Source organism: Nonomuraea sp. NPDC049684, from assembly GCF_044465345.1.
In the GTDB taxonomy this organism is placed as follows: Bacteria; Actinomycetota; Actinomycetes; order Streptosporangiales; family Streptosporangiaceae; genus Nonomuraea.
In genome coordinates this window covers 301,674-318,667 of the sequence record NZ_JBITLO010000002.1, presented here as the reverse complement: position 1 = coordinate 318,667, position 16,994 = coordinate 301,674, and the positions used below count along the sequence as shown (strand labels likewise).

The following is a 16,994-nucleotide window of genomic DNA, read 5'->3' as shown; positions in this document are numbered from 1 at the left end:
AGGGGTCCCTTCATCGGGCACGAGCGGTATGAAAGTTTCGTATAGCCCCCGATAATTTCGTTGCTCGGAGCATAGGTACGTGCTGCGCAGGGCGTCAATAGCCGTCTTGGGAGCGATCCCAGCCCGAAACTTTCGGATACACTCCCGAACGTGTCAGCTAAGAGGCGCGTGACGATCGCACTGATCGCAGAAGAGGCCGGGGTGTCCATCCCGACGGTCTCCAAAGTCATCAACGGCCGGCCCGAGGTGGCGCCGGCGACCCGTCACAAGGTCGAACGGCTGCTCCAGGAACACGGCTACCAGCGGCGCGTCAGCCAGGACGACACCCCCGCCGGCCTGGTCGACCTGGTGTTCGCCGAGATCGAGTCGCCGTGGGCCATGGAGATCGTGCGCGGCGCGGAGAGCGCGGCCCACGAGGCCGGGGCCAGCGTCGTCATCTCGGTGCTGCACACCCACGCCGGTCCCGGCCGCGACTGGCTCGAACGGCTGGCCGCCCGCCGCACCGACGGCGTGGTGATCGTCGCCTCGCGCCTGTCCACGGGCGTGCAGGCCCAGCTCAGCGCGCGGTCGCTGCCGTTCGTGGTGGTCGACCCCGAGGGCGAGCCGGCCCCCGGCATCGTCTCGGTCGGCGCCACCAACTGGAACGGCGGCCTGGCCGCCACCCGCCACCTGCTCGAACTCGGCCACCGCCGGATCGGCGTGATCAGCGGCCCCGCCGACATGCTGTGCAGCCAGGCCCGCGTCGACGGCTACCGGGCCGCCCTGGAGACGGCCGGCGTGCCGCTCGCCCCCGAACTCGTCCGGCGCGGCACGTTCCTCGTCGACTCCGGCCACGACCAGGGCCACGAACTCCTGTCCCTGGACGAGCCGCCCACGGCCATCTTCGCCGGGTGCGACCTGATGGCGTTCGGCGTGTTCGAGGCCGCCCGGCAGCGCGGGTTGCGCGTGCCGGAGGATCTGAGCGTGGTGGGGTTCGACGACCTGCCGCTGTCGAAGTCGGCCTGGCCGCCGCTGACGACCGTGCGCCAGCCGCTGCAGGAGATGGCGGCGCTGGCGACCCGTACGGTGCTGGGGATGGGGAAGGGCGAGGTGCCGGAGACGAAGCGGGTGGAACTGGCTACGGAACTGATCGTCCGGGATAGCACGGCCGCCGTGGAGTGAGACGCTACAAGCGTCTTCGTCCTCCGGGCTCAGGCCCCCTTCCTTCGGCGCCTCCGGCGCACCCCGCGCCCTGATATCCCACCTTTGAACCTGCGAGACAGCGGGCGCCCTTGCCTGTGTGTGCTGCGTGCACCCCCGCCCACTCAACCGTCCAGCAATCCGGGCGCGTGTGGCCATGCGGACTGAGCTTCAGGTGTACGCGAACCCGTTGCGCGTGCCCCGCGTCACGACAATTTCTCGGGCGACAACGTGAAGGCCACTACATCGCGCGGTCGTACCAGTGAGAAGTCGCGTCGATCAAGGATGGCCGCAGACGGGAGAGGTGGTGCCTGTCGTCGTGGTCGACCATCGCGATCAAGGACCTGTGTCCGGAAGGACAGCGGTCACACTGAGCGATTGAACCGCTCGGCCAACAGATCTTCGACACGTTCCGAAAGAGTGCCCCCACCGGAGGCGCCGATCCCTGCGGTCGAGAGCCGACGACGTACCGGCTTGCCGTCTTCGCCCGGCATGTCGGCGAGTGCCTGGTCGGACGACAGCAGATCGACCAGGTGATGCAGCTCCTCATGCGTATGTCCGGCGCTCATACCCGCGACTGTACGTCGGCGGCAGCACCGGCAGCCGACCCCTCGCCCAACTGGCCGGCAGGCCCCAGGCGGCGGGCGAGCGCCGGTGCTCGGACGCCAGGCGATCAGAGGAACAGGTCGTGGGGGTCGTGGGTGGATTTGAGGGAGGTGAGTCTGGTCCAGGTGGACGGGGTGTACGCCTCGGCGGCCAGGGCCGGGGCCTGCGGGCCGGCCAGGAAGTTGCGGAAGCGGAGGCCCGTGCTGGACGGGTCGGCGGGGTCCAGGGGCGGTTTCGGGTCCGTGCCCGCGAAGGCGATCGTGGTCAGGCTGTAGGCGGCCGTGCGGTGGTCGATCGCGTTCGGGACGTCCGGGACGGCGGCCAGGGCGCCGCCGAGGCGGCGGATCTCGACGTTCTCGTACGGGCTCAGCGTGCGCAGGGTTCCGTCGGCCGTGACCAGCTCCAGGGACCTGACCCGGTCGGCGGCCCACCCGAGCGTGCGGCCGAGCACGGGCAGGCCGCCGCCCAGCGTGTAGCCGACCGCGCCGACCAGGGGGGAGGAGCCGTTCGGCGGGGCGAGGCCGTGGCCGGCGGCGGCGTCGACGACCTGGCCCCAGCGCACGCCTGCCCCGACGCGGACGGTGCGGGTGGCCGGGTCGACGGACAGGCCGGTCATCCTGCGGGTGTTGATCAGCAGGGCTCCGTCCACGGGGGCGGACAGGCCGTGGCCGGTCGCCTGGACCGCCACCCGCAGCCCCGCCGACCGGGCGTGGTCGATGGCCTTCCGGACGTCGTCCGCGTCCCGGGCGCCGACGACCACGGCGGGGCGGACGGGGCCGGCGACGGTGTTGAAGCGGGCCGTCTCGTCGTCGTACCCGGGGTCGCCGGGGACCAGGACCGGGCCGTTGAAGTGGGAGAACACGTAAGCCAGTCGATCGCGGAAGCGGCCGGGGAACCAGACGGGGTTCGCCCGGACTGTCATCACCGGTCGTGATGAATCGGCCGGCGGGCCAGTAGGGTCGGGTGTCGTGAGCGAGGAGCTGGAAGGGCTGGCCGTACGGCTGCGGGAGTTCGCGCGGGCCCGCGACTGGGAGAGGTTCCACACGCCGAAGAACCTGGCGATGGCGCTGGCGGGGGAGGCGGGCGAGCTGGTCGCGGAGTTCCAGTGGCTGACCGCCGAGGAGTCCGCGAGCCCCGACCCCGACACGCTCGCCCGCATCCGCGCCGAGCTCGGCGACGTGACCCTGTACCTGGTCCGGCTGGCCGACATCCTGGGGGTCGACCTGGTGGCGGCGGCGACCGCCAAGCTGGCCGACAACGAACGCCGCTACGACCCGGCCGCCTACCGCGGCTCGGCCAGGAAGGCGCCCCCGTCCGGCTGATCGGGCGTACGGGGAAGCGCCGCCGTCCGCTTGATCGGGCGTACGGACGGCATGCCTCTGAGAGGGCCGGGGACGGCGGAGGACCGCCGGCCGGGCCGGCGGTCAGGGGGTGGGAAGGGCAGGAGGGGTCAGGACGTCGGGCGGTGGTGGCGGAGGGTGAGGAGGGCGAAGACGGCCAGTCCCGCGAAGACCACCGCGCTCACGGCCCCCACCGTGTTCAGCCCCGCCGTGAACGCCGCCCGCGCCGTCTCCAGCAGGCCGGGCAGGTCCTTGGCGGCGGTCACCGCCGCGCTGATGCTCTCCCGCACGGCCTCCACCGGCAGGTGCTCGGGCAGCCGCCCGCGGTAGACGGCCGTGCCGAGGCTGCCGAGCGCGGCCACGCCGACCGCCACCCCGAACTCGCCGCTCGTCTCGGTCAGCGACGCCGCCGACCCGGCCTTCTCGGCGGGCGCGGCCGTCATGATCACGCTGTTGCCCGCGCCCATCGGCAGCGCGATGCCCGCCGAGGCCAGGACCAGCCCGGTGACGACCAGCCCGGTCCCGCCCACGCTGGGGACCTGGGTGTGCAGGAACAGCCCGACGGCGCCCAGCGCCAGCCCGGCGGCCATCACGTACGCGGTGCCGATCCGGGCGGCGAGCCGCGGCGCGACCGACAGGGCCACGATCATCGCCACGTTCTGCGGCACCAGCCACAACCCGGCGCCCAGCGGCGACAGCGACTCCACGGTCTGCAGGTACTGGGTGGTCATGAGCGTGGTCCCGGCCATGACGATCCCGCCGAGCGACATGATCCCCAGCGTCGCCGCGAACGCGCGGTCGCCGAACAGCCGCAGGTCCAGCAGCGGGTTGGCGAGGCTGCGCTGCCGCCTGACGAACACCACGCCGAAGGCCGTCCCGGCGGCGACCGCGATCAGCGGGACGGGCTGCCAGCCGCCGCGCGCGACCTCCTTGAGCCCGTAGATGACCGGCAGGATGGTCGCCAGGGACAGGGCCACGCTGGCCGGGTCGAGGCGGCCGGCGTGCGGGTCGCGGTACTCGGGGAGCAGCAGCCGTCCGGCGACCAGCACGGCCGCCATGAACGGCACGCCCATCAGGAACGCCGACCCCCACCAGAAGTGCTCCAGCAGCAGCCCGCCCACCAGCGGGCCGACCGCCATGCCGAGCATGAAGCAGCCGTACCAGAGGCCGATCGCGGTGCCCATCTGCCGGCCGTCGGTGAACATCGTGCGGATCAGCGCCAGCGACGACGGCAGCAGCGTCGCCCCCGAGACGCCGAGCAGCGCCCGGGACGCGATGAGCATCTCCGCGTTCACCGAGTACGCGGCGGCCACCGAGGCCGCGGCGAAGGCCACCGAGCCGATCAGCAGCAGCCTGCGCCGCCCGATCCGGTCGCCCAGCGTCCCCATCGTCACCAGGAACCCGGCCAGCATGAACGAGTAGATGTCCAGGATCCACAGCTGCTGCGGCGCGGAGGCGCCGAGCCCGGCGCTCAGGTGCGGCAGCGCCAGGTAGAGCACGCTCAGGTCGATGGAGAGCAGCAGGGCCACCGAGGCGAGGATCGCGAGCCCCGTCCATTCACGCCGTCCAGCGAGGGTGCCGGTCTTCATGTCGTTTCCCCTTTCGTCGCTCTCACCGTGCCGGAGGGCGCTTCCGGTGCGCTTCTCGTGTGCTTACGGCGGCGCATAAGGTGACGGGCATGCGTTTTGGGGTGCTGGGGTCGCTGGCGGTGTGGACCGACGCGGGGGAGCCCGTGACGATCCCCGGGCTCAAGGTCCGGGCGCTGCTCGCCGACCTGCTCGTCCACGAGGGCCATCCGGTCTCGGCCGACCGGCTGGTGGAGGACCTGTGGGGGGAGGAGCCGCCGGGCAACCCGGCGGGCGCGCTCCAGGTGCGGGTCTCCCAGTTGCGCAAGGCGCTGGAGGACGCCGAGCCGGGCGGTAAGAACCTGGTGGTCTCGCGGGCGCCCGGCTACCTGCTGCGCACCGATCCCGGCGCGCTCGACGCCGACCGCTTCGCCGATCTGCTGACCCGCGCCGAGGCCGCCGACAGCCCGCGGACCAGGGCGGGGCTGCTGGCCGACGCCCTGGCGCTGTGGCGGGGGGCGGCGTACGCCGACTTCGCCGACGAGGAGTACACCAGGTCGGCGATCGTCCGGCTGGAGGAGCAGCGGCTGACGGCGCTGGAGCAGCGCGCCGAGGCCCGGCTCGACCTGGGCGAGCACGGGCTGCTCGTGGGCGAGCTGGGCGACCTGGTGGCCCGGCATCCGCTGCGGGAGCGGCTGCGCGCCGTGCACATGCGGGCTCTGTACCGGGCCGGACGGCAGAGCGACGCCCTGGCGAGCTTCGCCGAGCTGCGCGAGCGCCTGGCCGACGAGCTGGGCCTCGACCCCGGCCCCGAGCTGGTCGCGCTGCACCAGGCGATCCTGGCCCAGGACCCGGAGCTGAGCCTGCCCGCCGAGCGGCCCACCACGAACCTGCCGGCGTCCGTCAGCAAGCTCGTCGGCAGGGACGAGGCGCTGGCCGAGATCTGCTCGCTGGTCACCGCCGAGCGGCTGGTGACGCTCACCGGCGCCGGCGGCGTCGGCAAGACCAGGCTGGCGCTGGAGGCGGCACACCGGCTGCTGGACGGCTTCGCCGACGGCGCCTGGCTGGTCGCGCTCGACGCCGCCACCCACTCGCCCACCGAAGCGATCATGGCCGCCCTGGACATCCGGGAGGACCCGTCGGGCGGCGACGTGCGCGAGCGGCTGGCCGCGGCGCTGCGGCCGAGGCGCGTGCTGCTCGTGCTGGACAACTGCGAGCACGTGGTCGAGCAGGTCGCCGAGGTGGTCGACGCGCTGCTGGCCGCGGCGCCGGGCCTGACCGTCCTGGCCACCAGCCGGGAGCCGCTCGGCGTGGACGGCGAGGTGTTGTGGAGCGTCCCGCCGCTCGGCCTGCCGGCGGGCACGGACCTGACGGAGATGGCCCGCTCGGACGCCGTCCGGCTGTTCGTCGCCAGGGCCGCCGCCTCGGCCCGCGGGTTCGCCCTGGAGGCGGGCAACGCGCAGGCGGTGGCCCAGCTCTGCCGGCGGCTCGACGGCATCCCGCTGGCCCTGGAGCTGGCCGCGACGCGGGTGCGGGCGCTGGGCGTCCAGGGGGTGGTGGACCGGCTGGACGACCGGTTCAGGCTGCTGGCGTCCGGACGAAGGGGCGCGCCCGCCCGGCAGCAGACGCTCACCGCCGTGATCGACTGGAGCTGGGACCTGCTGTCGGACGCGGAACGGGTGGTGCTGCGCCGCCTGGCCGTGCACGCCGACGGCTGCACCCTGGAGTCGGCCGAGGCGGTGTGCGCCGAGCCGGGGCTCGACGTGCTCGACCTGCTGGCCCGGCTGGTCGACCGCTCGCTCGTGGTCGTCGCCGAGAGCGCGACGGGCGTCCGCTACCGGCTGCTGGAGTCGGTGTCGGAGTACTGCGTGGGCCGCCTGGCCGACGCCGGCGAGCTGGCCGACGTGCGCCGCGCCCACCTGCGCCACTACCTGGAGCTGGCCGTGGCCGCCGAACCCGGCCTGTACGGCGGCGAGCAGCGGGACCGCCTGCTGCGCCTGGACGCCGAGTCGGCCAACATGCGGGCCGCGCTGGACACCGCGATCGCCGAGGGGGCCGCCGACGCCGCCGCGCGCCTGGTCAACGCGCTGGCCTGGTACTGGTTCCTGCGCGGCCGGCTGGCCGAGGGACGGCGCTCGCTGGGCGCGGCGCTGGCCGTCGCGGGGCCGGACGGCCCGGCCAGGCACCGGGCGGCGGCCTGGCACGCCGGGTTCGCGCTCCTGCTGGGCGAACAGGTGGCATGGGAGCCGCTGCTGGAGCGCGTCGCCGACCCGGGCGCGCGGGCCAGGGCCGAGCTGTTCGCCGGCATGAGCGTGCCCGACATGGTCACCGGCCAGGAGCTGACCGGACGCGCGCTGGCCGCCTGCCGCGCCCTCGGCGACACGTGGGGCGTCGCCGTCGCGCTGGCCAGGCGGGCGCGCGACGCGTTCACCATGCGCGACACCGAGGCGCTGGAGCGCGACGCGGGGGAGAGCGCGCGGCTGTTCGGCGAGCTGGGCGACCGCTGGGGCATGTTGCAGGCCACCGAATGGCTGGCGGGCGCGGCCGAGATGGCCGGCGACCACGAGCGGGCGCGCCGGCTGTTCGCCGAGGGGCTGCGGATGGCCGAGGAGCTCGGCCTGTGGCCGGAGGTGGCCGGGCGCATCGCCTGGCTGGGCTGGACGGCGCTGCACGGCGGCGCCTACGACCAGGCCATGGAGCTGTGCGGACGGGCCATGAAGCTGGCGCTCGACCAGGGCTACAAGATGGGCGAGACCATGGCCGAGATGGGCCTGGCCTTCGCCGCGCGCCGCGCCGGGCTGCTCGACCTGGCCGAGTCGCACCTGCGCCACCTGCTGGAGGGGCTGCCGCGCGACCCAGCCGTCGAGCCGCCGTTGCACCTGCCGGACCTGCTGGTCGAGCTGGGCCACGTCACCGAGCTGCGCGGCGACCCGGCCGCGGCCCTGGAGCTGCACCGGGAGGCGCTGGCCGCGGCGGTCAGGGTCGGCGACCCGCGCACGGCGGCGGCGTGCGTCGCGGGCGCGGCGTCGGCGGCCGGGCCGACCGAGCGGGCGGCGGTGCTGCTGGGGCTGGCCGCCGCGGTCCGCGAGCAGATCCGGACCCCGGCCAACGCCTCCGAACGCGAGGAGGAGGAGCGGGTCACGGCCCGGGTCCGGGACGCGCTCGGTGAGCACGTCTTCGCCGCGGCGTACCAGCGGGGCGGCACGTACAAGCTGGACGACGCCCTCGGCCTGTTCTGAGGGTCGGCCTGCCGAGGGTCGGCGCGTGGGGGCCGGCGTGTCGGTGGTCAGCGGGCGACATGCTCGGCCAGGCGGTCGAAGAACTCGTCCCAGCCGGCCCTGGCCTGCTCGGCGTGCTCCTGGTCGGTGTTGACGCCGAACTGATGGAAGCGCATCTCGGTGCCGCCGTCCCGGTCGAGCAGGTCGAGCGTCACGACCGAGGCCGGGCCGTCGCCGGGGTTGTCGGGGTCGCCGGTGGTGAACACCAGCCGGGCGGGCGCCTGCACCTCGCGGTAGGAGCCCTCCAGCGTCGCCTCGAACCCCTCCTCGCCGACGAGCGTCGCGCGCCACCGGCCGCCGGGACGGGCGTCGAGGGTGATCCGGCCGACCGGCGTGGCCAGCATGCGGGGGCCGAACCAGCGGGAGAAGCGCTCGGGCTCGGTCCAGGCGGCGTAGACGTCCTCGCGGGGGGCGTCGAAGGTGCGGACGATCTCGTACTGCGCGGTCTGCGTCGTTGTCATGCCTCTACGATGCGGGAGCGGCCTTACGATCCTCTTCCCGCGGCCTTACGGTGATCTGCCGCACCGGCCGCAGGGCCAGCAGCGCCAGGCAGCCGGCGACCGTGACCAGCGCGGAGAAGCCCAGCACCTCGCGGGAGCCCACCAGTGTGGCCACCGGCCCGGCCAGCGCCTGGCCGATCGGGAGCGACATGGTCGAGCCGCCGATCTCGTACGCGCTGACCCGGTTCAGCGCCTCGGCCGGCACCAGCGTCTGCACGCTCGTCGCCCACATCACCGACCAGAACGCCCACCCAGCCCCGCCCACCACGTGGCAGGCCATGATCACGCCGAGCGGCACGCCGGCCGCGAAGCTCAGCGGCTCCAGCGCGAACAGGAACATGCCGATCCCGCCTGCCACCAGCGGCCTGGCCGGCCTGATCCGCAGCGCCACCAGGCCGCCCACGATCGTCCCGGCCCCGCCCGCCGACATGACCAGCCCGTACGCGGTCTGCCCGTACGCGTCGGTCACCAGCACCGAGCCCAGCGGGATCAGCGGCCCGAACAGGGTGATCCCGAAGACCACCCAGATCAGGATGACGCTCCACATCCACGTGCGCGACCGGAACTCCCGCCAGCCCTCCCGCAGCCGCAGCAGCACCGGCTCCGCGCCGGCGCCCGCCACCCGCACCCGCATGAGCAGCAGGCACACCGCGCTGACCGCGAACCCGGCCGAGTCGGCGGCGAACACCACGCCCACCCCGGCGAGCCCGACCAGCGCCCCCGCCAGCCCCGGCCCGAGCAACTGCATGATCGCCTCGGACATGCGCAGGGTGGCGTTGGCCCGCTGCACGTCGGCCGCGATCCGCGAGATGGTGCCCGCGACGCCCGGCGTGTACATGGCGGCCGCCGCCCCGGCGACCGCCGACAGCGCCACGACCTGCCACAACTCCGGCCGTCCCAGCCCGAACAGCGCCGCCGTGGCCGCCTGCGTCCCGGTCCTGGCCAGGTCGGCGCCGACCATCATGCGGCGCGGCGTGAAGCGGTCCATGAGCACGCCGCCGAACAGGATGAGCCCGGCCATCGGCACCATCCAGGCGGCCAGCGCCAGGCCGACGCCGGTGGCGCCGTAACCGGCGTCGTGCATGCCGAGCGCGGTGGCCACCGGCATCATCGCCGAGCCCAGCATCGACACCGTGCGGGCGGTGAAGAAGAGCACGAAGTCGCGCGTCCACATGGACGGCCATCATGCCGTAATAAGTAAACCTTCTTATCGATTGGGGTGGTTCCGCTTCAGGCGGGGCCGCCTGTGGCACTGTGGAGGCATGCGGATCATCCGTGCCGGCACGGTGCTCACCGGGCGTCCCGGAGAGGTCATCACGGACGGCGAGGTGCTGATCGACGGCTCGCGCATCGTCTCGGTGGGCCCCCGCGGGAGCGCGGGCCGGGCCGCGGAGACGCTCGACCTGCCCGGCCACACCCTGCTGCCCGGTCTCGTCGACGCGCACGTGCACCTCGGGTTCGACGGCACGGTCGACCCGGTGACCGGGCGCAGCGCCGTGAGCGACGGCCGCCTGCTGCTGCGCATGGCCGAGAACGCCCGCAAGCTCGTCTCCGCGGGCGTCACCACGGCCCGCGACCTCGGCGGGCGCGGCTTCCTCGACCTCACCCTGCGCGACGCCATCGAGGACGGCCTCGCCGTCGGCCCCCACCTGATCGCCGCGACCCGGCCGATCACAGTCACCGGCGGCCACTGCTGGTACATGGGCGGGGAGGCCGACGACGAGCCGTCCGTCCGCCGGGTGGCCAGGGAGAACCTGCGGGCCGGGGCCGACTGCCTGAAGGTGATGGCCTCGGGCGGCGAGATGTCGCCCGGCTCGGTGCCGAGCTGGCGGGCCCAGTACCCGGCCGCGCTGATCAGGGCCGCCGTGGAGGAGGCCGCGACGCGCGGCAGGACCGTCGCGGCCCACGCCCATGCCCCCGAGTCGATCGGCAACGCGCTGGAGGCCGGGGTCACCACGATCGAGCACTGCACGTTCCACACCCCGGCGGGCCCGGCCTACGACGCGCGGCTGGCCGACCGCATCGCCGGGACCGGCACGTTCGTGTGCCCGACCGTGCACGGCCAGTTCTGGAACCTGCGCGCGCTCGTCGGCGCCGAGCCCATGGACCGCTGGCTGGGCAACCTCGCCGCCATGCGCGAGGCCGGGATCAGGCTCGTCGCCGGGACCGACACCGGGTTCGCCATCGCCGGGCTCGACAAGCGCACCGACGACTACGTGTCCGGGCTGGAGGTCTTCGCCGAGGCCGGGTTCGGCAACGCCGAGATCGTCGAGCTGGCCACCGTACGCGCCGCCGAGGCGTGCGGGGTCGGGGCCGAGACCGGCAGCCTGGAGGCCGGGAAGCGCGCCGACGTCATCGCGGTCCGCGGCAACCCGCTCGACCGCCTGGCCGACCTGCGCGCGCTCGACCTCGTGCTGGTGTCGGGGCGTTCGGTCGGCCAGCAGCACGTCGACACCGTGACGTCGTCCGTCGGCTGAGCCTGAGCGGGCGGCCCGGCCGCGCCGGCTCCTGGCGTGGCTCGCCCGCCGCCTGTCCGCCCGACGGGACGCCGGGCGCTAGGCTGCCGCGTGTGGAGTTGAAGGATCAGGTACGCGAGCTGCGCGCCCAGGGCAGGTCCCCCAAGGAGATCGCCCGGGCGCTCAAGGTGTCGCCGTCGGTCGTCGCGCCCCTCGTGCGCGCCATCGCCGCCGAGAACGTGACGTCGGCCGAGCCCGAGGTGGTCGGCTGCTGGATGAACGTCGGCTGGAGCGCCGGGCTGGGCGTCGATCCGTCCAAGGGCTGGGTCGACGAGGCCCCGGAGTCCGGCGCCGGCGGCATGGTGTGCGTGCTGGTCGCCCGGCGCCACACCTGGGACCGGATGACGGTCTGCGGCTACCTCGCCGACGTCTACTGCCTCGGCCTCAAGAACACCATCGGCCCCGACGTGCTCGACGAGCGCGACCTGCGCAGGTTCCGCGAGTACTTCTTCGGCGAGTACGCGGGCTACCAGGAGGTGCCGATCGAGCTGGCCCAGCACCTGGTCTTCGGCTCGATCGACCACGCGCGCACCCTCGGCTTCGAGCCCCACGAGGACTTCTCGCCCGTCAGCGACCTGCTGGGCAAGTGGGAGGGCGGCTCGGCCATCACCTTCGGCCGCGACGGCAAGCCCTTCTACACCCCGGGCCCGCACGACGACCCGGGCAAGGTCCTGCGCATCCTGCGCCGCACCCTCACCGACGACCAGTTCGACTACTTCATCGAAGACCCGTCACCCGCATCGTCACATTGAGCCGCCCGGCGGCCAGGCCCGTGGCCGGGTCGCCGGTGCCCGGGTAGACCTTCGGCACGCCGTGGAAGGCGAAGCGGGACGCGCCGCCGAACACGAACAGATCACCCGAGGCCAGCTCGACGTCGGTGTACGGCTTCCCGCGCGTCTCGGTGTTGCCGAAGCGGAACAGGCACGTGTCGCCGACGCTCAGGGACACCACCGGGGCGTCGGATCGCTCGTCCTTGTCCTGGTGCATGCCCATCCTGGCCTGGTGGCCGTCGTAGAAGTTGACCAGCGCGGTGTCGGGGTCGTAGCCGTCGTCCGGGCGGCCGTAGGCGTCGGCCAGCGCGCGGCGGCCGAGGTCGCCGAGCCACGTGGGGAACGCGGCCACCCGCCGCCCGTTCACGTCATGGGCCAGGCGCGTGTACCGGTACGGCTGCCAGTGCCAGCCGACGCACACCGTCCGCACCGACATCACGCCGCCGCCGGGCAGCACGGTGTGCCGGATCGGCACCGGGCCGGTCGCCCACGCGCGGCAGGCGCGCACCAGGTCCTGCTGCTCGGCCAGGGACAGCCAGCCGGGGACGTGCACCGCACCCGGGGCGATCTCCCGCATGGGCAGGGGGATCACGATGGTTCCCTAAATATCAGGTTTCGTCCTATTCGCCATGTCGTGCCGTCGGCGTCGGCTCCGCGCATGCCTTCCAGTGTCCCAGGAGCGGCCAGGGCCACCGCGCGGGCCGTGGCCGCCGAACCGTACGTCCGGCGCGGATCCCAGTCGGTGCTGCGGCGCAGGCGCTCGCTCATCCCGGCCCATCCGGCCGGCGCGCCCGCGACCACCCAGGCGTCCGGCTCACCCGCCGTGAACCGCCTGGCCTGGCGCAACCACGACGCCGCCGTCTCCGGCCAGGCGACCACGGCGAGCACCGTCCCGTCCCAGGCGTCGGCGAACGCCCCGGCCAGGCGGGCGCCGTCCCGGCCGTGGCCGACGACGACGGCCTCCGCCCGCGGGCGCTGGGCCCGGACGAGGGTGAGCAGCGCCTCCAGCTCGGCCGTCCGCTCCCCGGTCAGGTCGGCGGTCATGCCGCGTCGTGCAGGACCAGGCCGAGGGTGTGCCGCAGCCCCGAGCGCACGGTGCTGACCCCGTGCCGCACCGGCGAGGCCGACCAGCCGCGCGAGGAGCGCACCGGCCGGTCGCGGGTGGTGAAGATCAGCCCGTGACCCTGCGGCAGCGCGGTCACCGTGCCCCGCGACTGGGCCCTCGGCCGCTGCTCCACCAGCAGGAACTCGCCCCCGGTGTAGTCCTCGCCGGGCCGGTCGAGCCCGATGACGACCTGCAGCGGGAACACGAGGTCGCCGTACAGGTCGCGGTGGAGCGCGTTCCAGTCGTTCTCCCGGTAGCGCAGCAGGATGGGGGTCGGCCTGGTCTGTCCCGCCGCGTGGCACATGTCCAGCCACTCGGCGAAGTCGTCCGGCCAGGGCGCTGGCTGCCCGAGCCGGGCCGCCCAGTCGCGGGCGATCGGCAGCAGACGCGGATAGAACGCCGCCCGCAACTCCTCGACCAGCGGCGGGAACGGCCGGCGGAAGTACCGGTACTGGCCCGAGCCGAACCGGTGGCGGGCCATGTCGACCGTCGAGCGGAACCGTCCGGTCTCGTCGTACAGGCCGGAGATCTCCGCGCACTCCCCGGGCGAGAGCAGCCGCGGCGTCAGCGCGCAGCCGTGGGCGTCGAGCTCCCCGGCCAGCCGCTGCCAGTCGGCCCCGTCGACCTGCGGCGTCACGACAACACGCTCCAGAGCTGCGGCTGCAGGACGCCTTCGAGGGTGAGCAGGTCGCACTTGCGCTCCAGGCCGCCCGCGTAGCCGGTCAGCGCGCCGTCCGCGGCGACCACCCGGTGGCAGGGGACCACGACGAGCAGCGGGTTCGCGCCGATCGCGGCGCCGACCGCGCGGACCCGGTCCCGCGCCACGCCGGCGCGGGCGGTCAGCTCGCCGTAGCTCGTCGTCGTCCCGTACGGGAGCGCCGCCACCTCCGCCCACACCCGCTGCTGGAACGCCGTCCCGCGGGCGGCCAGGGGCAGGTCGAACGAGGTGCGCCCGCCCGCGAAGTACTCGCCGAGCTGCCGTTCGGCCTCCTCGAACGCGGCCGGCTCCCGGCGTCCGGGCGGCGTGCCCACGTCGAACGACACGCGGGTCAGCCGCCCCGCGCCGTCGCCGACGAGGAGAATCTCGCCCAGCGGACTGTCGATGATGGTGTGGATGTCCATACTCTCTACAACACCGGCGCGCCCGCGGAAGTCAGCGGTTTTCGGACGTCGTGGCTGGATGGGAGAGGAAGTTCATGGCCGAGTCGCGAGAGCACACCTTCACCGGCACGCGGGGGCTGAACGTCGTCCGCGAATGGCCGCACGACCGGCCCCGCTACATCGCCCTCCTGGTCCACGGATACGGCGAGCACATCGGCCGTTACGAGTACGTCGCCGACCGTCTCGTCCGGCACGGCGCCGCCGTCTACGGGCTCGACCACATGGGCCACGGCAGGTCGGCGGGCGAACGCGTGCTCGTCGAGGACTTCGAGGACGTCGTCACCGACGTGCACACCGTCGAGGAGCGCGCCAGGGCCGACCACCCCGGCGTCCCGGTCGTGCTGATCGGCCACTCCATGGGCGGCATGATCGCCGCCCGGTACGCCCAGCGCTACGCCGAGGGCCTGACCGCGCTGGTGCTGTCGGGCCCGGTGATCGGCGAGTGGGCGGTCATCCCCGCGCTGATGGCGCTCGACGAGCTGCCCGACATCCCCATCGACCCGGCCACGCTCTCCCGCGACCCGTCGGTGGGGGCGGCGTACGCGGACGACCCGCTGGTCTGGCACGGGCCGTTCAAGCGGGCCACGGTGGAGGCGTTCGCCGCGATGCTGGACACGATCGCCAAGGGCGGCACGTTCGGCGCCCTGCCCACGTTGTGGGTGCACGGCGAGGACGACCAGCTCGTACCGCTGGCCGGCAGCCGGGCCGGGGTGGAGGCGGTAAAGGGCACCGACCTGACCGAACGCATCTACACCGGCGCCCGCCACGAGGTCTTCAACGAAACCAACAGGGACGAGGTCCTCACCGACGTCCAAACCTTCATCAACCAAGCCCTGGCCAACCACTGACGGGAACCACACCGTCTGCCGCACCCCTGCCTGCTGGGCACCCGGTCGCCAGGACGGCTCCTGCAAGGGGCTGTCGGGTGCTGGGCGGCGGCGAGGACGGCGGGTGCCACGGGCTGCTGAGTGCTGGGCAGCCGGTATGCGGCAGCGGCGCGAGCCGTCGGCTGCCGGATGCGAGGTGGCTGGCAGCCAGGCGTGGCTCATGCGGTGGGCCGCTGGGCGGCGGGACGTCGGCGGCGGTTCCTGCGGTGAGCTGTCGAGGCGGTTGGAGGTCGGCGGTGGGCGGTGGGAGGTCGGCGGGGGTCGTGCGGTGGGTTGCTGGGTGCTGTCGTCAGGCGACCGGTAGCCAGAGGTGGCCCTTGCCGTGGGTGCGGCTGAGCTCGATCTTCCAGCAGCCGGGCTTGGGGAAGACGAGCCCGGTGCCCCATTCGTCCCCCGGCCGGCGCCAGGACGACCCGCCGTGCTCCTCGGGCCCCCAGGCAAGGCGGGCAGCGGTGCCGTCAGGAAGGGACGCCCTGACTGTCAGCGGCCCATCCCCGGTCATCCGCCACACGATCTTGGTGGTCTCCTTCTTTCGAAGCGGCAGCCCGGACACGAACAACAACCCCCACACCTCGGCATCCGCCGACATCCCCCGCACCTCCGGAAACCCACCCCCACCCCCTCCCGCCACCAACGCCCCCCGACACCCCAACTGCTCAGCCGGGGCGCTGGACCTCCCCCTCCCGCCAACTCCCACCCGAGCACCAGGGCTCGGGCGGGCGTCAGTGCCCAGGCTGGGGCCGGGGTTCGTGGCTGGGTGGGCGTCGGTGCTCAGGTTGGGGGCGGGGGCGGCGGTGGAGCCGGAGTGGACGCTTCCACTGTGGTCAGGAGCCGGGGTGGCATCAGCGGCCGGGCGTGAGCTCCCGCTCCCACCGTCGCCCGCCGGGAACCCCGAATCCGCGCTCACCGAGGAATCCGCGCTCACCGAGGAATCCACGCTCACCCAGGAATCCACGCTCACCGAGGGGGCCGCGCTGCTCCCCGTACCTTCGAACGGGGCCCCAGCGTCACCACTGGCCCCCACGCCCCGCGCAGGACCGTCGCCATCCCCCGCACATCCGACCCCCGCCAGCAGTACCGCCACCGAAATGACCGCCAACTTCCTCATACCCTCACCTACCTCCCACCCGCCCAGAAGGTTCCACCGGGACACAAGCCACCCGCACCACCGCCACCCGCCCAAAGGCTCCAGCGGACACGCGCCGCCCGCACCCCCCCTGCCCGCCCTCGACACCCCGCGCCGAAGCACCCCAAGAGCACTCACCCACCAGCCACACCCCGCCTGTGCCGGTCGCTTGGGCCGGGGCCGGAACGGGTGGGGATGTTCGTTGACAGAGGTTCGGGCGTAGGTGTGGTGGGGGAGGGGCGATGAGTTTCGGGGTTCCGGGCGGTCTGTATGAGTCGAGGAGGCGACATGGACGAACGGGCGCGGGCGTTGACGGCAGGGGTGGCGTTGCTGGAGCGGGCCATCCACTACACCTTGGGCAGCCTGCGAGTGGTGAGCCCGCACGTGCTGTGCCGACCCACCCCGTGCTCCCGCTGGAACCTCCAGGAGCTCCTGGACCACATGCAGGACTCCTTCGAGGCCCTGAACGAGGCCGCGCTAGGCCGCATCGCCCCCGCCCGCAGACCGGTGCCGGTCGGCGGGCCGGTGTCCGGGAACCCGGCGCTGCTGGTCAGGGACGGCGCGACGGAGGTGCTCGGCACCTGGACGGGCACGATCCAGGCCGGGATGATCGCGGTGGGCCACGTGCCCATGACGACGCCGATGGTGGCCGCCACGGGCGCCATCGAGATCACCGTGCACGGCTGGGACATCGCGCGGGCCTGCGGTGAACGCCGCCCGATCCCGCACGCCCTCGCCGAAGAGCTGCTGGACCTGGCCCAGCTCTTCGTCACCGACGAGGACCGCCCGTACCGGTTCGGCGCCAGGCTGCGGCCGCCCCCGCTGGGCACCGCCCAGGACCACCTTCTCGCCTACCTCGGCCGCGACCCGAACTGACGGCACGACCGGCCCCCCACCCGGCGGCGGCACCCCGTACGATCAAAGAGGGACACCGGGGCCCGGCATCCGTCCGGCCGGTCGC

General features: G+C 73.8%; 17 protein-coding genes. 7 read left to right on the top strand and 10 right to left on the bottom strand.

The genetic code is table 11. The features are described 5' to 3' along the window. The first annotated feature begins 150 nt into the window (after positions 1-150). A complete protein-coding gene (locus ACIBST_RS07250) occupies positions 151-1,161 on the top strand; it encodes a LacI family DNA-binding transcriptional regulator (RefSeq protein WP_397169841.1) in 1,011 nt (336 codons plus the stop codon). A gap of 383 nt (positions 1,162-1,544) precedes the next feature. On the opposite strand, the gene ACIBST_RS07245 is transcribed toward ACIBST_RS07250, so the two are convergent. Both ACIBST_RS07245 and ACIBST_RS07240 read right to left on the bottom strand, forming a co-directional pair. Further along, positions 1,545-1,748, bottom strand: a complete 204-nt coding sequence (locus ACIBST_RS07245) for a hypothetical protein (protein ID WP_397169839.1) — start codon at positions 1,746-1,748, stop codon at positions 1,545-1,547. 104 nt (positions 1,749-1,852) lie between these two features. Then, a complete protein-coding gene (locus tag ACIBST_RS07240) occupies positions 1,853-2,707 on the bottom strand; it encodes an FAD-binding oxidoreductase (RefSeq protein ID WP_397169838.1) in 855 nt (284 codons plus the stop codon). Positions 2,708-2,753: 46 nt separating this feature from the next. On the opposite strand from ACIBST_RS07240, the gene ACIBST_RS07235 reads away from it, so the two are divergent. Beyond that, positions 2,754-3,107, top strand: coding sequence for a nucleotide pyrophosphohydrolase (locus ACIBST_RS07235; protein ID WP_397169836.1), 354 nt, complete (start codon positions 2,754-2,756; stop codon positions 3,105-3,107). A gap of 128 nt (positions 3,108-3,235) precedes the next feature. Here ACIBST_RS07235 and ACIBST_RS07230 read toward each other — a convergent pair whose 3' ends face one another. Then, positions 3,236-4,714 carry an MFS transporter gene (locus ACIBST_RS07230; RefSeq protein WP_397169834.1) on the bottom strand — a complete coding sequence of 493 codons (1,479 nt, stop codon included), beginning with the start codon at positions 4,712-4,714 and terminating at the stop codon, positions 3,236-3,238. 89 nt (positions 4,715-4,803) lie between these two features. Here ACIBST_RS07230 and ACIBST_RS07225 point away from each other — a divergent pair, with 89 nt between their 5' ends. Continuing rightward, on the top strand, positions 4,804-7,929 hold the full coding sequence (locus ACIBST_RS07225; RefSeq protein ID WP_397169832.1) for a BTAD domain-containing putative transcriptional regulator: 3,126 nt from the start codon (positions 4,804-4,806) through the stop codon (positions 7,927-7,929). A gap of 47 nt (positions 7,930-7,976) precedes the next feature. Here the strand turns inward: ACIBST_RS07225 and ACIBST_RS07220 are convergent, their stop codons facing one another. Both ACIBST_RS07220 and ACIBST_RS07215 read right to left on the bottom strand, forming a co-directional pair. Beyond that, positions 7,977-8,429, bottom strand: a complete 453-nt coding sequence (locus ACIBST_RS07220) for an SRPBCC domain-containing protein (RefSeq protein ID WP_352320052.1) — start codon at positions 8,427-8,429, stop codon at positions 7,977-7,979. A gap of 4 nt (positions 8,430-8,433) precedes the next feature. Continuing rightward, on the bottom strand, positions 8,434-9,642 hold the full coding sequence (locus tag ACIBST_RS07215) for an MFS transporter (RefSeq protein ID WP_397169830.1): 1,209 nt from the start codon (positions 9,640-9,642) through the stop codon (positions 8,434-8,436). Between the two features lie 88 nt (positions 9,643-9,730). On the opposite strand from ACIBST_RS07215, the gene ACIBST_RS07210 reads away from it, so the two are divergent. Then, entirely contained in the window at positions 9,731-10,945 is a 1,215-nt protein-coding gene (locus ACIBST_RS07210; protein WP_397169828.1) for an amidohydrolase family protein, read from the top strand. A gap of 92 nt (positions 10,946-11,037) precedes the next feature. Further along, entirely contained in the window at positions 11,038-11,736 is a 699-nt protein-coding gene (locus ACIBST_RS07205) for a helix-turn-helix domain-containing protein (RefSeq protein WP_397169826.1), read from the top strand. On the opposite strand, the gene ACIBST_RS07200 is transcribed toward ACIBST_RS07205, so the two are convergent. The 4 genes from ACIBST_RS07200 to ACIBST_RS07185 are packed head-to-tail and all read right to left on the bottom strand — an operon-like array spanning position 11,702 to position 13,981. Then, on the bottom strand, positions 11,702-12,349 hold the full coding sequence (locus ACIBST_RS07200; protein WP_397170705.1) for an alpha-ketoglutarate-dependent dioxygenase AlkB family protein: 648 nt from the start codon (positions 12,347-12,349) through the stop codon (positions 11,702-11,704). The two genes, ACIBST_RS07205 and ACIBST_RS07200, sit on opposite strands and share 35 nt — an antisense overlap. Continuing rightward, positions 12,343-12,798 (bottom strand): hypothetical protein, encoded by a 456-nt coding sequence (locus tag ACIBST_RS07195; RefSeq protein WP_397169825.1) that lies wholly within the window; start codon positions 12,796-12,798, stop codon positions 12,343-12,345. Before ACIBST_RS07195 ends, ACIBST_RS07200 begins: the two co-directional genes overlap by 7 nt. Continuing rightward, positions 12,795-13,496, bottom strand: a complete 702-nt coding sequence (locus ACIBST_RS07190) for a 2OG-Fe(II) oxygenase (RefSeq protein ID WP_397169823.1) — start codon at positions 13,494-13,496, stop codon at positions 12,795-12,797. The genes ACIBST_RS07195 and ACIBST_RS07190 overlap by 4 nt, the downstream gene beginning before the upstream one ends. Beyond that, on the bottom strand, positions 13,493-13,981 hold the full coding sequence (locus tag ACIBST_RS07185) for a methylated-DNA--[protein]-cysteine S-methyltransferase (protein WP_397169821.1): 489 nt from the start codon (positions 13,979-13,981) through the stop codon (positions 13,493-13,495). The genes ACIBST_RS07190 and ACIBST_RS07185 overlap by 4 nt, the downstream gene beginning before the upstream one ends. Positions 13,982-14,055: 74 nt before the next feature. Between ACIBST_RS07185 and ACIBST_RS07180 the strand changes: the two genes are divergently transcribed. Then, positions 14,056-14,868 carry a lysophospholipase gene (locus ACIBST_RS07180; protein WP_397169819.1) on the top strand — a complete coding sequence of 271 codons (813 nt, stop codon included), beginning with the start codon at positions 14,056-14,058 and terminating at the stop codon, positions 14,866-14,868. A gap of 328 nt (positions 14,869-15,196) precedes the next feature. Here ACIBST_RS07180 and ACIBST_RS07175 read toward each other — a convergent pair whose 3' ends face one another. Continuing rightward, complete coding sequence (locus tag ACIBST_RS07175) at positions 15,197-15,496, bottom strand: hypothetical protein (RefSeq protein WP_397169818.1); 300 nt, start codon at positions 15,494-15,496, stop codon at positions 15,197-15,199. Positions 15,497-16,321: 825 nt separating this feature from the next. On the opposite strand from ACIBST_RS07175, the gene ACIBST_RS07170 reads away from it, so the two are divergent. Continuing rightward, positions 16,322-16,909, top strand: coding sequence for a TIGR03086 family metal-binding protein (locus ACIBST_RS07170; RefSeq protein ID WP_397169816.1), 588 nt, complete (start codon positions 16,322-16,324; stop codon positions 16,907-16,909). Positions 16,910-16,994 lie beyond the last annotated feature (85 nt).

Bases quoted from the DNA above. Each gene is read 5' to 3' on its own strand.
- ACIBST_RS07245 (WP_397169839.1), bottom strand. From the start codon at position 1,748: ATGAGCGCCGGACATACGCATGAGGAGCTGCATCACCTGGTCGATCTG.
- ACIBST_RS07240 (WP_397169838.1), bottom strand. From the start codon at position 2,707: ATGACAGTCCGGGCGAACCCCGTCTGGTTCCCCGGCCGCTTCCGCGAT.
- ACIBST_RS07230 (WP_397169834.1), bottom strand. From the start codon at position 4,714: ATGAAGACCGGCACCCTCGCTGGACGGCGTGAATGGACGGGGCTCGCG.
- ACIBST_RS07225 (WP_397169832.1), top strand. From the start codon at position 4,804: ATGCGTTTTGGGGTGCTGGGGTCGCTGGCGGTGTGGACCGACGCGGGG.
- ACIBST_RS07220 (WP_352320052.1), bottom strand. From the start codon at position 8,429: ATGACAACGACGCAGACCGCGCAGTACGAGATCGTCCGCACCTTCGAC.
- ACIBST_RS07215 (WP_397169830.1), bottom strand. From the start codon at position 9,642: ATGTGGACGCGCGACTTCGTGCTCTTCTTCACCGCCCGCACGGTGTCG.
- ACIBST_RS07210 (WP_397169828.1), top strand. From the start codon at position 9,731: ATGCGGATCATCCGTGCCGGCACGGTGCTCACCGGGCGTCCCGGAGAG.
- ACIBST_RS07195 (WP_397169825.1), bottom strand. From the start codon at position 12,798: ATGACCGCCGACCTGACCGGGGAGCGGACGGCCGAGCTGGAGGCGCTG.
- ACIBST_RS07185 (WP_397169821.1), bottom strand. From the start codon at position 13,981: ATGGACATCCACACCATCATCGACAGTCCGCTGGGCGAGATTCTCCTC.
- ACIBST_RS07180 (WP_397169819.1), top strand. From the start codon at position 14,056: ATGGCCGAGTCGCGAGAGCACACCTTCACCGGCACGCGGGGGCTGAAC.
- ACIBST_RS07175 (WP_397169818.1), bottom strand. From the start codon at position 15,496: ATGTCGGCGGATGCCGAGGTGTGGGGGTTGTTGTTCGTGTCCGGGCTG.
- ACIBST_RS07170 (WP_397169816.1), top strand. From the start codon at position 16,322: ATGGACGAACGGGCGCGGGCGTTGACGGCAGGGGTGGCGTTGCTGGAG.